Source organism: Pseudideonella sakaiensis (assembly GCF_048320135.1).
In the GTDB taxonomy this organism is placed as follows: Bacteria; Pseudomonadota; Gammaproteobacteria; order Burkholderiales; family Burkholderiaceae_C; genus Ideonella_A; species Ideonella_A sakaiensis_A.
This window is the reverse complement of record NZ_CP182947.1, coordinates 1,516,673-1,530,033: the sequence shown is the minus strand read 5'-3', so window position 1 is coordinate 1,530,033 and position 13,361 is coordinate 1,516,673. Positions and strand designations below refer to the sequence as shown.

At 64.6% G+C, this 13,361-nt stretch carries 14 protein-coding genes and 1 tRNA gene; 6 read left to right on the top strand and 9 right to left on the bottom strand.

Features of this window, described 5'->3' with window-relative positions; all coding sequences use genetic code 11:
• Window positions 1-7: 7 nt before the first annotated feature.
• From ACNH6H_RS06840 to ispB, 8 genes are all read right to left on the bottom strand, one after another.
• A complete protein-coding gene (locus ACNH6H_RS06840; protein ID WP_418316731.1) occupies window positions 8-223 on the bottom strand; it encodes a DNA gyrase inhibitor YacG in 216 nt (71 codons plus the stop codon).
• A 14-nt stretch (window positions 224-237) separates the two neighbouring features.
• A complete protein-coding gene (gene zapD, locus ACNH6H_RS06835; RefSeq protein ID WP_418316729.1) occupies window positions 238-993 on the bottom strand; it encodes a cell division protein ZapD in 756 nt (251 codons plus the stop codon).
• Between the two features lie 93 nt (window positions 994-1,086).
• Entirely contained in the window at window positions 1,087-1,704 is a 618-nt protein-coding gene (gene coaE / locus ACNH6H_RS06830) for a dephospho-CoA kinase (protein WP_418316727.1), read from the bottom strand.
• A gap of 10 nt (window positions 1,705-1,714) precedes the next feature.
• Entirely contained in the window at window positions 1,715-2,569 is an 855-nt protein-coding gene (locus ACNH6H_RS06825) for a prepilin peptidase (RefSeq protein ID WP_418321258.1), read from the bottom strand.
• A 14-nt stretch (window positions 2,570-2,583) separates the two neighbouring features.
• Window positions 2,584-3,804: a type II secretion system F family protein gene (locus ACNH6H_RS06820; RefSeq protein WP_418316725.1), complete on the bottom strand. Its 1,221-nt coding sequence runs from the start codon at window positions 3,802-3,804 to the stop codon at window positions 2,584-2,586.
• Window positions 3,805-3,943: 139 nt separating this feature from the next.
• Window positions 3,944-5,668 (bottom strand): type IV-A pilus assembly ATPase PilB, encoded by a 1,725-nt coding sequence (pilB, locus tag ACNH6H_RS06815; RefSeq protein ID WP_418316723.1) that lies wholly within the window; start codon window positions 5,666-5,668, stop codon window positions 3,944-3,946.
• Window positions 5,669-5,900: 232 nt separating this feature from the next.
• A tRNA-Pro gene (locus ACNH6H_RS06810) sits at window positions 5,901-5,977 on the bottom strand.
• A 42-nt stretch (window positions 5,978-6,019) separates the two neighbouring features.
• Window positions 6,020-6,961: an octaprenyl diphosphate synthase gene (gene ispB, locus ACNH6H_RS06805; protein ID WP_418321256.1), complete on the bottom strand. Its 942-nt coding sequence runs from the start codon at window positions 6,959-6,961 to the stop codon at window positions 6,020-6,022.
• Between the two features lie 302 nt (window positions 6,962-7,263).
• On the opposite strand from ispB, the gene rplU reads away from it, so the two are divergent.
• The 4 genes from rplU (at window position 7,264) to proB (ending at window position 10,176) form a co-directional block, all read left to right on the top strand.
• Entirely contained in the window at window positions 7,264-7,575 is a 312-nt protein-coding gene (gene rplU, locus ACNH6H_RS06800) for a 50S ribosomal protein L21 (protein WP_418316721.1), read from the top strand.
• Between the two features lie 39 nt (window positions 7,576-7,614).
• Window positions 7,615-7,872 (top strand): 50S ribosomal protein L27, encoded by a 258-nt coding sequence (gene rpmA / locus ACNH6H_RS06795; RefSeq protein ID WP_418316719.1) that lies wholly within the window; start codon window positions 7,615-7,617, stop codon window positions 7,870-7,872.
• Window positions 7,873-7,966: 94 nt separating this feature from the next.
• Window positions 7,967-9,061: an Obg family GTPase CgtA gene (gene cgtA, locus ACNH6H_RS06790; RefSeq protein ID WP_418316717.1), complete on the top strand. Its 1,095-nt coding sequence runs from the start codon at window positions 7,967-7,969 to the stop codon at window positions 9,059-9,061.
• Window positions 9,058-10,176 carry a glutamate 5-kinase gene (gene proB, locus ACNH6H_RS06785; protein ID WP_418316715.1) on the top strand — a complete coding sequence of 373 codons (1,119 nt, stop codon included), beginning with the start codon at window positions 9,058-9,060 and terminating at the stop codon, window positions 10,174-10,176. The genes cgtA and proB overlap by 4 nt, the downstream gene beginning before the upstream one ends.
• Window positions 10,177-10,205: 29 nt before the next feature.
• Here the strand turns inward: proB and ACNH6H_RS06780 are convergent, their stop codons facing one another.
• Complete coding sequence (locus ACNH6H_RS06780) at window positions 10,206-10,832, bottom strand: RNA pyrophosphohydrolase (protein ID WP_418321255.1); 627 nt, start codon at window positions 10,830-10,832, stop codon at window positions 10,206-10,208.
• Between the two features lie 130 nt (window positions 10,833-10,962).
• On the opposite strand from ACNH6H_RS06780, the gene ACNH6H_RS06775 reads away from it, so the two are divergent.
• A complete protein-coding gene (locus tag ACNH6H_RS06775) occupies window positions 10,963-12,708 on the top strand; it encodes a proline--tRNA ligase (RefSeq protein ID WP_418316713.1) in 1,746 nt (581 codons plus the stop codon).
• Complete coding sequence (locus ACNH6H_RS06770) at window positions 12,705-13,349, top strand: lytic transglycosylase domain-containing protein (protein ID WP_418316711.1); 645 nt, start codon at window positions 12,705-12,707, stop codon at window positions 13,347-13,349. Before ACNH6H_RS06775 ends, ACNH6H_RS06770 begins: the two co-directional genes overlap by 4 nt.
• The last annotated feature ends 12 nt before the right edge of the window (window positions 13,350-13,361 follow it).

Here is a 13,361-nt window from a genome sequence, read left to right as displayed (position 1 = left end):
ACGCCGATCAGTGGTGCGGCGGCTGCGGCGGACTGTCGGCGCCGTCGTCGGCGCCTTCTGCCGGTTCGGCGCCGACGCGGAAACGCTCGCTCGCCCAGGCGCCCAGGTCGACCTTGCGGCAGCGTTCACTGCAAAATGGCCGATAGGGGTTGTCGCTCGCATAACGACTCGGCCCCTTGCAGCACGGGCAGGTGACGATGCGCACCGGAATGCCTTTATCCATCCGCCTGCCCCCGCTCAGCTGCACAGCGCCAGCTCGAACGCAACGTCCTGCTGGCTGGGCCGGAGCCGGCCTTCCTGATCCTGTTTCAACCAGCGAACAGACACCAGCAGACGGTGCACGGTGATTTCCGGCACCACGCCGAGATCGCCGTCGACGCGCAGACGAAGCAGGTTGAAGCTGCGGCCGGTCGGCAGGCTCTGCTGGAAATGGCCGCCGGGTGCCGCGACCTTGTGCGGCACGCCCGAGTCGCGGATCAGCGACAGCAGCAGGCTCAGCGCTTCCGCAAGCGGCATCATCGAGCCGGTCCAGTTCAGCAGGTCGCTGCGTCGGCGCGAGCCGTCCTGCTGTTGCCAGGCGTAATACGCCGGCAAATCGAACTCACAGGTGCCGCCGGGGATGCTGACACGGCTGCGGATGCTCATCAGCCACTCGTTGGCCGTCAAGGCCTGGCCGGCCTTGCCGGAAGACTGGTTCAGCCCTTCGTAGGCGTGGTCGAGGCGGGCGATCACTGCATCGAGCGACTGTTCCGAAATCGACGGGTTGCCGCGAAAGCCGGTCAGGCCGATCCGGCAGCGTTCGAGCTCCTTCAGCACGTCGGATTTGAGGTCGGCGCGCGATGCGACGTCCATGATTTCGAACAGCGTCACGAGCGCAAAATGATGGTCGACCGCGGCGTCGCGCGGCATCAGTTGCGCCAGTCGATCAAACAGGTGCTCGACCCTGAGCATCGTGCGGATGCTCTCGTTGAACGGGTATTCGTAGCGAACCAAAGCGACTTTCCTTGCAGGTCACTGCGTGCATCGGATGCACGCAAAGGTCGATTGTTCCACAGGGCGGCGCGGCTCAGCCGCAGCGCGGCCCGATCAGCGGGTGCACAGACGGCGCCACAGCTGCTCGACCTGCCGCGCCAGCTGGTCGAGCCCGATGCCGTCGTTGAAGATGACATCGTCGGCAGCGGCGCGCCGCTGTGCACGGCTGGCCTGCCGGCCGAGCACCGCATGCACCGCGTCGGTCGTCCAGCCGGAGCGGCTGACCACGCGTTCGACCTGCGTCTGCTCGAGGCAGTCGACGACCCAGACGCGGTCGACCCGTTTGCGCCAATGTTTCGACTCGACCAGCAACGGCACATCGAAGACCTTGACCGATTCCGCGCTGAGCCGGCTTTGCTGTTCGGTCTGTTCGAAGATCAGCGGGTGCAGGATCTGCTCCAGCCGTTGCTTCGCGGATGTGTCGGAAAAGACGAGCGCACGCATGCGGTCGCGGTCGAGGGCGCCCGAGTCATCGATGAACTGCGGACCGAAGGCCGAACGCAGCGCATCGATCGCCGCGCCGCCGGGCTCGGTCAGGCGGCGCGCGATCGCATCGCTGTCGATCACCGCGGCGCCGTGACCGGCCAGCAGCGACGCCACCGTGCTCTTGCCGCTGCCGATTCCGCCGGTCAGTCCGATGCGCAGCGGTTGCAGGGTCGACTGCGTCGTCAATCGGCCAACCTCATGCCCATCCGAGCCAGCCGAGCACCCGCGGTTCCCCGAGCAACACGATCGCGATGCCTGCGGCGGCGAGAAACGGGCCGAACGGCACATAGCGGCCCTCGCGAAGCGAATTGGCGAACTTCATCCCGATACCGACCACCGCGCCGAACACCGATGCGGCGAGCACGATTGGCACGATCATCGATGCGCCGAGCCAGGCGCCAAGCGCGGCCAGCAGCTTGAAGTCGCCGTAACCCATGCCTTCCTTGCCCGTTGCGAGCTTGAACAGCCAGTACACCGACCACAACGAGAGGTAGCCGGCGACCGCGCCCCACAGCGCCTGCGACAGCGGGATCGTCCAGCCGAGCGCGGCGGCGATCAGCCCGGCCCACAGCAGCGGCAGCGTGATGTCGTCGGGCAGCAGCGTCGTATCCCAGTCGATGCCCGCCAGCGCAACCAGTGCGGCGACAAAGCCGCACCACAGCAGCGCCACCGGTTGCGCGCCGAAGCGCCAGGCAACCAGTGCGAACAGCAGCGCGCACAACACCTCGACCAGCGGATAACGCAATGGGATCGAGACGCCACAGGCGCCACAACGGCCGCGCAAGACGAGGTAGCTGATCAGTGGAATATTGCTGGTCCACGGAATCGGCTGCTTGCACGCCGGGCAGTGCGACCGCGGCCGCGACAGCGTCATCGGCCGGTCGGTGTCGTCGGACGGCGCGGGCAGGCCGAGCATGTCGGCACTGTCGGCCTTCCACTGCCGCTCGAGGATCAGCGGCAGGCGGTGGATCACGACATTCAGAAAACTGCCGATCGCCAGGCCGAGCACGGCCAGCAGCCACGGCGAATACAACCACTCCGGTGGCGGCATCCAGTCTGCCGGGTTCACACCACCTGTCCCAGCTTGAAGATGGGCAGGTACATTGCGACGACGATGCCGCCGATCAGTGTGCCGAGGATCACGATGATGAACGGCTCCATCAGGCTCGACAGGCCTTTGACCGCCTCGTCGACCTCGTCCTCATAAAACTCGGCCGCCTTCGCGAGCATGCCGTCGAGCGCGCCGGATTCCTCGCCGATCGCACACATCTGCAGCACCATCGTCGGGAACACACCGGTCGTCTGCATTGCCGTCGTCAGCGCAGCGCCGGTCGACACATCGCGCTGGATCTTTTCGGTCGCCTCGGCGAAGACGGCATTGCCGGAGGCGCCGCCGACCGAATCGAGGGCCTCGACCAGTGGCACACCGGCGGCGAACATCGTCGACAAGGTTCGCGTCCAGCGCGCCACCGCAGACTTCTTGACCAGGTCGCCGAATACCGGCACGCGCAGCAGCAGCCGGTCCATCGCCTTCTGCATCTTCTCCGACCGTTTCCACGACTGGAAGAAGAAATAGACGCCGCCGCCGAGCACGCCGAAGATCGCCCACCAATAGGCGACGAAGAATTCGGACATGCTGATCACGATCAGCGTCGGTGTCGGCAGGTCGGCGCCGAACGAGCTGAAGACCTCCTTGAACGCCGGGATCACGAAGATCATGATCACCGACAGCACGACGAAGGCGACGACCAGCACCGCGATCGGGTAGATCAGCGCCGACTTGATCTTGTTCTTGATCGCCATCGTCTTTTCCTGATAGATCGCCAGGCGATCGAGCAGGGTCTCGAGGATGCCGCCGGCTTCACCGGCTTCGACCAGGTTGCAGTACAGCGCGTCGAAATACAGCGGATGCTTGCGAAATGCCGCGGAAAGGCTGGTGCCGGTCTCGACATCGCTGCGGATATCGTTCAGCAGCCGCGTCATCCGCGGATTCGTGCTGCCGCGGGCGACGATGTCGAACGACTGGATCAGCGGCACGCCGGCGCGCATCATCGTCGACAGCTGGCGGGTGAAGATCGCGATGTCCTTCTGCTTGATCGCGCTGCCGCCGCTCATGCGGCGCTTCTTCAGCTTGCTGACCAGAATGCCCTGCCGGCGCAGGCTGGCGCTGACGACGGCCTCGCCGCCGGCGCGCATCTCGCCGCGAACGATCTTGCCGTTCTTGTCCTTGCCTTCCCACTCGAAGACAATTTCCTTGATGTTGCGTGCGGCCGCTGCAGTCGCCATGGTCTTGTCGGTCAGTGTTCTTGACTGAATTCCGGCCAACGGCAATGCCGCTACCGGACGATGAATGACGATTGTCGGCTCAATTGACGCCATTCGCCGACACGTTGTCGGCGGACGGTCGCGGTCTCGGCGCGGATCCTCATTCGTTGGTCACGGAAATCACTTCCTCGAGCGTCGTGACCCCGCCTTTTACCTTGATCAGGCCGGATTGCCGAAGGTCGCGGACGCCTTCGCGCCGCGCCTGATCCGCGATGTCGAGTGCGGTCCCTTCACTGAGGATGATCTTCTGGATTTCGTCGCTGATCGGCATAACTTGATAGATGCCGACGCGGCCCTTGTATCCATTGGTGCACGCCGAGCAGCCGACGGCCCTGTAGGGCTGCCAGCTGCCGTCGAGTTCGGCTTCGGTGAAACCGGCCTTGATCATCGCCTCGCGCGGATATTCGACCACCGCCTTGCAGTTTTCACACAGCTTGCGGGCCAGCCGCTGCGCGGAAATCAGCAACACGCTCGACGCGATGTTGAACGGCGGCACGCCCATGTTCATCAGCCGCGTCAGCGTCGTCGGTGCATCGTTGGTGTGCAGCGTCGACAACACCAGGTGTCCGGTCTGTGCGGCCTTGATCGCGATGTCGGCGGTTTCGAGGTCGCGGATTTCGCCGACCATGATGATGTCCGGATCCTGCCGCAGGAATGCGCGCAGCGCGGTGGCGAAGCTCAGGCCTGCCTTCTCGTTGACATTGACCTGGTTGATGCCTGGCAGGTTGATTTCGGCCGGATCCTCGACGGTCGCGATGTTGACGCCCGGTTGGTTCAGGATATTCAGGCAGGTGTACAGCGACACCGTCTTGCCCGAGCCGGTCGGCCCGGTGACGAGGATCATGCCGTAGGGCCGTGCGACCGCAGTCAGCAGCCGCTCCTTCTCGATCTTCTCGTAGCCGAGCGCATCGATGCCGAGCTTGGCGCTCGAGGGATCGAGGATACGGATCACGATCTTCTCGCCGAACAGCGTCGGCAGCGTGCTGACCCGGAAATCGATCGCCTTGCTGCCGAACTTCAGCTTCATCCGGCCGTCTTGCGGAACCCGTTTTTCGGAGATGTCGAGCCGGGAGATCACCTTGATCCGCGATGCGAGCTTGTCCTTGATCGCGATCGGCGGCTGCGTGATCTCGCGCAACTGGCCGTCGATCCGGAACCGGACGCGGTAGTGGTATTCGTACGGTTCGAAGTGCAGGTCGGACGCACGCGCATTGATCGCGTCGATCAGCATCTTCTGCAGAAAGCGGACCACCGGTGCGTCTTCGACCTCGGTTGTCGTTGCTTCGGCTTCCTGCGCGGGCGCTTCTTCGGTGACGTCGAACTCGAATTCGCCCGAGGTCAGGATTTCGAGCGCTTCGGCCGCCGTGCCGGTCTGCGACTCGACCAGGCGGCTCAGCTTGTCGTGCTCGACCAGCACCCACTCCGGCGTCAGCTGCGTCGCGAACTTGATCCGCTCGGCGGCCTCTGAATCAGTCGGGTCGGCGCCGCCGATGAACAGGCGGTTGCCGCGCTTGCCGAGCACGACGACCTGGTACTGCTGCGCCATCCGGCTGTCGATGATGTTGCGCGGCAGTCGCTCGGCACTGATCGTCGACAGATCGAGCAAGGGCAGCGCCAGCGCGCTCGACAGCGTGTGCGCGAGTTCGCCCGGCGTCAGCGCGCCGGCAGCGATCACTTCGCCGACGAAGCTCGATTTATGTTCCTTCGCCTTTCTCGATATCTCCTCGGCGACCCGGGGTGCGAGCTTGCCGGCATGAACGAGAACCCGGGCAGCACCGGACAAGGCTGAAGCTGCTGATTCGGTCAGCGTATCCATTTCAGCCATTGGTGTCCGATCGGCTGGCGAAGGCGAAGGCGAAGGCGACGGTGGTTGCGGCGGAGGTCGGGAGAGAACTGCAATTCGGCAGGCGCAAGGGCGATCGAACGGAAATGATGTCCATGGTTCCGCAGATGATCGCCGATTCGGCGAATGCTGTAAATCGGACCGGCACACGCTCGCGCGGACCGCCGAATCAACCACGGCGGCCCGCGCAGCGGACCAGACAGAATAAACCAGATGGTCGGGGTGAGAGGATTCGAACCTCCGGCCTCTACGTCCCGAACGTAGCGCTCTACCAGGCTAAGCTACACCCCGATTTCGCGTACCGTTACCGTTGCAGCAACAGCCACTGGATGGTCATTTCGACCTGTCCACTGAGCGAAAACATAATTCTAGCAGAGCTTCTCGAGCATCCGACGCAGGCAGTATGTCGAGGCACTGCCGGGCCTTCTCGGTTTCGGTCCGCGCCGACTCGCGGGTCGCCTCGATCGCACCGGTGCGCCTGACGATGCCGACGATTTCCTCGAGGCGCGCCACCTCGCCATGCTCGATCGCATGGCGGATCATCGAACGCTCGGAATCCGTGCCGCGCGACATCGCGAGCAGCAGCGGCAGCGTGGTTTTGCCTTCACGCAGGTCGTCACCGACGTTCTTGCCGAGTTCGGTGGTCGCGCCTTCGTAGTCGAGCACGTCGTCGATCAGCTGGAATGCGGTGCCGAGGCAGCGACCGTAATCCGCGCAGGCCTCCTCGATCTCCGGCGAAGCCTCGGCAAGGATGGCGCCGAGCCGCGCGCTGGCCTCGAACAGCTTGGCGGTCTTGAAGCGGATCACGCGCAGATAGTCGTCGACCGCGAGATCCGGGTCGTGCATGTTCATCAGCTGCAGCACCTCGCCCTCGGCGATCACGTTGGTCGCGTCGGCGAGGACCTCGAGCACACGCATCCGATTCAGCGACACCATCATCTGGAAGGCGCGCGAATAGACGAAATCGCCGACCAGCACGCTGGCGGCATTGCCGAACATTGCATTGGCGGTCTCGCGCCCCCTGCGCAATGCCGATTCGTCGACGACGTCGTCGTGCAGCAGCGTCGCGGTGTGGATGAACTCGACGGTGGCGGCGAGTTCATGGCGCTCCGGGCCTTCGAAGCCGAGTGCGCTGGAAAACAGCAACACCAGCCGCGGGCGGATCCGCTTGCCACCGGCCTCGATGATGTAGCGGCCGATCTGGTCGATCAACGCGACATTCGACGCCAGCCGTCGCTTGATGACGGCATCGACCTGGTCCATGTCGGACTTCATTTTGAGCATCGCGTCGGAGGACAACGCCATGGTGGGGGGAGACGCCGTCTGCACGCTGATCTCGAGGATGTCCGAAAGGGTGCATTGATTATAGGAAGCGCGGCGGCGCTGACGGCGCGGCGGCGCCTCGATCGCCGGCGGGCTGGCCGTTGTGGCTTCCTGACGCGCGCGCCGAAGCGCCATTTGGCAAAAGCTGCTATGATCGCGGGCTTCGCATTTTCGGCGGAGATCCTTGTCGTGCCCGCGCCGTCCATCGGCCGGGGCGGGGCGGCGGGGAGCAGGATATTCACGAAAGGGCTGATATGTACGCGGTCATAAAAACCGGTGGCAAGCAATACAAGGTCGCTGCCGGCGAAAAGATCAAAATAGAACAGATTGCTGCGGACGTTGGCCAAGAGATCACGATCGACCAGGTGCTGGCTGTCGGAAACGGCGCCGATCTGGTGGTGGGGTCCCCCTTGGTCGCGGGTGCAAGTGTCGTTGCCACGGTCGTGGCGCAGGGCAAGCATGACAAGGTGCGCATCTTCAAGATGCGTCGCCGCAAGCATTACCAGAAGCGGCAAGGTCATCGTCAGACCTTCACCGAACTGGAAATCAGCGCCGTCAACGCCTGATCCCGACCCTCCAACCCACAGCTACAGGAGCAATCCACCATGGCACAGAAAAAGGGCGGCGGCTCAACCCGCAACGGCCGCGATTCGAAACCGAAGATGCTCGGCGTCAAGGTCTTCGGCGGTGAGCAGATTCCCGCCGGATCGATCATCGTGCGCCAGCGCGGTACCCAGTTCCATCCTGGCACCAATGTCGGCATCGGTCGCGACCATACCCTGTTCGCACTGGTCGACGGCGAGGTGAACTTCACCGTCAAGGGCGAGAAGAACCGGCGCACCGTCAACGTGAAGGCGCAATAAAGGATCCGCGATCGATCCGCTTCCTCGGTCAAGCCCCGGTTTATCCGGGGCTTGCCATTTGTGGCGGTGACGATCGGATCCGCAGGGAATTCCGATGAAATTTGTTGACGAAGCGACCATCGACGTGATCGCCGGCAACGGCGGCAATGGCTGCATGAGCTTTCGCCGCGAGAAATTCATCCCGTTCGGTGGTCCGAACGGTGGTGACGGCGGTCGTGGCGGCAGCGTCTATGCCGTTGGCAGCCGCAACCTCAATACGCTGATCGATTACCGTTATGCGCGCCGCCATGAGGCGCGCAATGGCGAGGCCGGCCGCGGCTCCGACCAGTACGGTGCGGCGGCCGACGACATCGTGCTGCGCATGCCGATGGGCACGATCATCCGCGACGCCGAAACCGACGAGGTGCTGGCCGAACTGCTGGTGCCCGACGAGCCGGTGCTGCTGGTCAAGGGCGGCGACGGCGGCTTCGGCAACCTGCATTTCAAGACCAGCACCAACCGCGCGCCGCGGCAGAAAACGCCGGGTTGGCCAGGCGAGCAGAAGAAGCTGAAGCTCGAACTGCGCGTGCTCGCCGACGTCGGCCTGCTCGGCATGCCCAACGCCGGCAAGTCGACGCTGATCTCCGCGGTGTCGAACGCCAGGCCGAAGATCGCCGACTATCCGTTCACGACGCTGCACCCGAACCTCGGCGTGGTGCGGGTCGCGGCCGAGCAGAGTTTCGTGATCGCCGACGTACCGGGCCTGATCGAAGGCGCGGCCGAAGGTGCCGGGCTCGGTCACCGCTTCCTGCGCCACCTGCAACGCACCCACCTGCTGCTGCACCTGGTCGACATGGCACCGTTCGACGAGGCGGTCGATCCGGTCGCGCAGGCGAAGGCGATCGTCGCCGAACTGAAGAAATACGATCCCGAACTGCATGCCAAGCCGCGCTGGCTGGTGCTGAACAAGATCGACATGATCCCGGTCGACGAGCGCGAGAAGCGGGTCAAGGATTTCATCAAGCGCTTCAAGTGGAAGGGGCCGGTCTTCGAGGTCTCGGCACTGACACGCGAAGGCTGCGAGCCGCTGATGCAAGCCGTCTACGGGCATGTATCCAAGCTGAAGAACGTGGTCCCGGACGATCCCGATCCGCGCTTCGAATCCGCCGATCCGGCCGACCCACGCGACCTGCCGGTGCGCGACAAATGACTGCGGTGCTCCGGGCGGCGCGTCGGATCGTCGTCAAGGTCGGCTCCAGCCTCGTCACCGACGAAGGCCGTGGCCTCGATGCCGATGCCATCGGCAACTGGTGCTCGCAATTGGCGCGGCTGGCAGCCGACGGCCGCGAAGTGATGATGGTCTCGAGCGGCGCGATTGCCGAGGGCATGAAGCGCCTTGGCTGGCCGATCCGGCCGAAGGAATTGCACGAGCTGCAGGCTGCCGCCGCCGTCGGCCAGATGGGGCTGGCGCAGATCTATGCGTCCAAGCTCGGTGAACACGGCATGGGCAGTGCGCAGGTGCTGCTGACCCATGCCGACCTGGCCGACCGCGAGCGCTACCTGAATGCCCGCTCGACGCTGCTGACGCTGCTGCGGCTGCGGGTGATTCCGGTGATCAACGAGAACGACACCGTCGTCAACGACGAGATCAAGTTCGGCGACAACGATACGCTCGGTGCACTGGTCGCCAACCTGGTCGACGCCGATGCGCTGGTGATCCTGACCGACCAGCAGGGTTTGTATTCGGCCGATCCGCGGCGCGACCCGGATGCGACCTTCATCCACGAGGCGCAGGCCGGCGCACCCGAGCTCGAGAAGATGGCCGGCGGCGCCGGCAGCACGATTGCCCGCGGCGGCATGATCACGAAGATCCTGGCCGCCAAGCGTGCTGCCCGCGGCGGCGCCAGCACGGTGATCGCCTGGGGCCGCGAACCGGATGTGCTGGTGCGGCTGGTAGGCGGCGAGGCAATCGGCACCGCACTGATCGCGCCGACGCAGAAGCAGGCTGCGCGCAAGCAGTGGATGTCGAACCACCTGCAGTTGCCCGGGGCGGTCGTGATCGATGATGGCGCGGTCGCCAAGCTGCGCGAGGCCGGCAAGAGCCTGCTGCCGGTCGGCATCGTCAGCGTCGTTGGCGATTTCCACCGCGGTGATGTGATTGCGGTGCGCAGCACCGCCGGGCTCGAGGTCGGCCGCGGCCTGGCCAACTACGGCAGCGGCGAGGCCCGGCTGATCGCGCGCAAGCCGTCGAGCGAATTCGAGCGGCTGCTCGGCTTTGTCGCCGAGCCGGAGATGATCCACCGCGACAACCTGGTGCTCAGCTGACGGCGCCGGCGGCTGCCGTCAGCAGAACGTCAATCGCGCCGGCGTGGCGCGGTGGCACCACCCGCCGGCGGCGGATTGACCTCCAGCGGCGGCTGCTTTTTCCTCGGCTCGCAATAGCCGTGCGGCGGTTCGTCGCGATGGTGCGGCCGCATGCCCGAGCGCAGATAGCGGTTGTGATGGTTGCTGCGCGGCAGGTAGCGGGCGAGTTCGGTCAGCGCCATCTGGTAGACATTGCGCTTGAACTCGATCACCACCTCGAGCGGCACCCAGTATTCGTTCCAGCGCCAGGCATCGAACTCCGGATGGTCGGTTGCGCGCAGGTTCATGTCGCAGTCGCGGCCGATCAGCTGCAGCAGAAACCAGATCTGCTTCTGGCCTCGGTAGTGGCCGCGGGCGTCACGCCGGATGAAGTGGTCGGGCACCTCGTAGCGCAGCCAGTCGCGGGTGCGCGCAATGATTCGTACATGGTCGGGCAGCAACCCGACCTCCTCGGTCAGCTCGCGGAACATCGCCTGCTCGGGCGTTTCGCCGTACTTGATGCCCCCTTGCGGGAACTGCCAGGAGTGGGTTCTTATCCGTTTTCCCCAGAACACCTGGCCTCGTTGGTTGAGCAGGATGATGCCGACGTTGGGCCTGAACCCTTCACGGTCGAGCATAATCAACCCCAAAATTCGCGTTGAAACGATTATTACACCGGGATGACGCGACGCAACCCCGTGGATTTCCCCTTGGTTGGTATGTCGGACAAGGCAGGCCAAGGCGCGTGAACCCACTTTCACGACCCTCATGAAAGCCTCCCAGTTCTTCATTTCCACGCTCAAGGAAGCACCTGCCGACGCCGAAGTCACCAGCCACAAACTGATGATGCGGGCCGGCATGATCAAGCGCCTGGGTGCCGGCATCTACAGCTACATGCCAATGGGCCTGCGGGTGATCCGCAAGGTCGAGGCAATCATTCGCGAAGAAATGAACCGCGCCGGCGCGGTCGAGTTGCTGATGCCGGTCGTGCAGCCGGCCGAACTGTGGCAGGAGACCGGCCGCTTCGACAAGATGGGCCCGGAACTGTTGCGGGTCAAGGACCGCCATGACCGCGATTTCGTGATCCAGCCGACTTCGGAGGAGGTGATCACCGACATCGCCCGGCAGGAATTGCGCAGCTACCGCGCGTTGCCGCGCAATTTCTATCACATCCAGACCAAATTCCGCGATGAGCGGCGGCCGCGTTTCGGCGTGATGCGCGGGCGCGAGTTCACGATGAAGGATGCCTATTCCTTCGACCGCGATCTCGACGCGGCGCGCAAGAGCTACGACGCGATGTATGCCGCCTACGAACGCATCTTCACCCGCATGGGCTTGCGTTTCCGGGCGGTTGCTGCCGACAACGGCGCGATTGGCGGCGTGCGTTCGCACGAATTCCAGGTGATCGCCGAGACCGGCGAGGACGCGATCGTCTACTGCCCCGATTCCGATTACGCGGCGAATATCGAGATGGCCGAGGCGCTAGCGCCTGCTGCGCCGCGCCAGGCGCCGGGCACGGAACTGCAGAAGACACCGACGCCTGGCAAGGCGACCTGCGAGGACGTTGCCGAACTGCTCGGCGTGCCGCTGCAGACCACCGTCAAATCGCTGGTTCTAGCGACCGACGAAAAGAGCCCGGCCGGCGACGTCACCTCGACGACGGTGTGGCTGCTGCTGGTGCGCGGTGACCATTCGCTGAACGAGGTCAAGGCGAGCAAGGTGCCGGGCCTCGACCGCGGATTCCGCTTTGCCACCGGCCCGGAGATCGACGCCCATTTTGGTTGCCGGGCCGGTTATATCGGCCCGCTCGGCATGCAGCAACCCGTCAAGGTTGTCGCCGACCGCAGCGTCGCCGCGATGCACGATTTCATCTGCGGCGCCAACGATGTCGATTTCCATTACACCGGCGTCAATTGGGGCCGTGACCTGCCGGAACCCGATCTGGTTGCCGATATCCGCAATGTGCATGCCGGTGATCCGTCGCCCGATGGTCGTGGCTCGCTCGAAATCCAGCGCGGCATCGAGGTCGGTCATGTCTTTCTGCTCGGCAGCTACTACAGCAAGGCGATGAATGCCACCTACCTCGACGAGCAGGGCAAGCCGCAGCTGATGGAAATGGGCTGCTACGGCATCGGCGTGACCCGCATTCTCGGTGCGGCGATCGAACAGAACCACGACCAGCGCGGCATCGTCTGGCCGCAGCCGCTGGCGCCGTTCACCGCGGTGATCTGCCCGATCGGCTACGACCGGTCCGATGCGGTGCGCGAGGCAGCCGATTCGCTGTACCGGCAACTGCTCGAAGACGGCATCGACGTGCTGCTCGACGACCGTGGTGAACGCCCCGGTGCGATGTTCGCCGATTGGGAACTGATCGGCATTCCGTGCCGGATCGTATTGTCGGACCGCGGACTGAAAGACGGCCTGGTCGAGGTCCAGGGCCGCACCGATGCCCAGGCCTCGACCATGCCGGTGGCCGAGGTCGCGGACACCTTGCGGAGCCGTCTGTCGCAATGAGCAAGGAGTGCCCGATCCCCGCACCGAGTCGGCGCCGCCTGCTGCTTGCCGGCGGCGGGCTGTGCCTGGCCGGCTTGCCGCGCCTGGCGACGGCCGGTGGGCAGATCGAGGAGCCGCTGATCGACTCGGTGCGCTCGGCATTGTCGGCGTCGATCGCCAATACCGCGCCACCGAAGCCGATTTTTGTCAGCGACCAGAGCCGTCAGCAATACCAGGTCTGGATCCGCGAGATGAGCGAGCGCCTCGAGCGCTGGAAGCCGAATGCGCTGACGCGGATCGAATTTCTCGAGACGCTGTGGTACGAGAGCAAGCGTGCCGGGCTCGAGCCGGCCATGGTGCTCGGTGTGGTTCAGGTCGAAAGCGCCTTTCGCAAATATGCGATCAGCATCGCTGGTGCGCGTGGCTACATGCAGGTGATGCCGTTCTGGAGCCGGCTGATCGGTGACGGCGAGCCTTCCCGCCTGTTCCACCTGCAGACCAATCTGCGTTTCGGCTGCGTGATCCTGCGCCACTACCTCGACATCGAGCGCGGCGATCTGTTCATGGCGCTCGGCCGATACAACGGCAGCCGCGGACGGGCCGAATATCCCGATCTGGTATTTGCTGCCCAGCGGCGCTGGGAAAGCGCGTCGCGCGCCTGAGGTCAGCGCCGG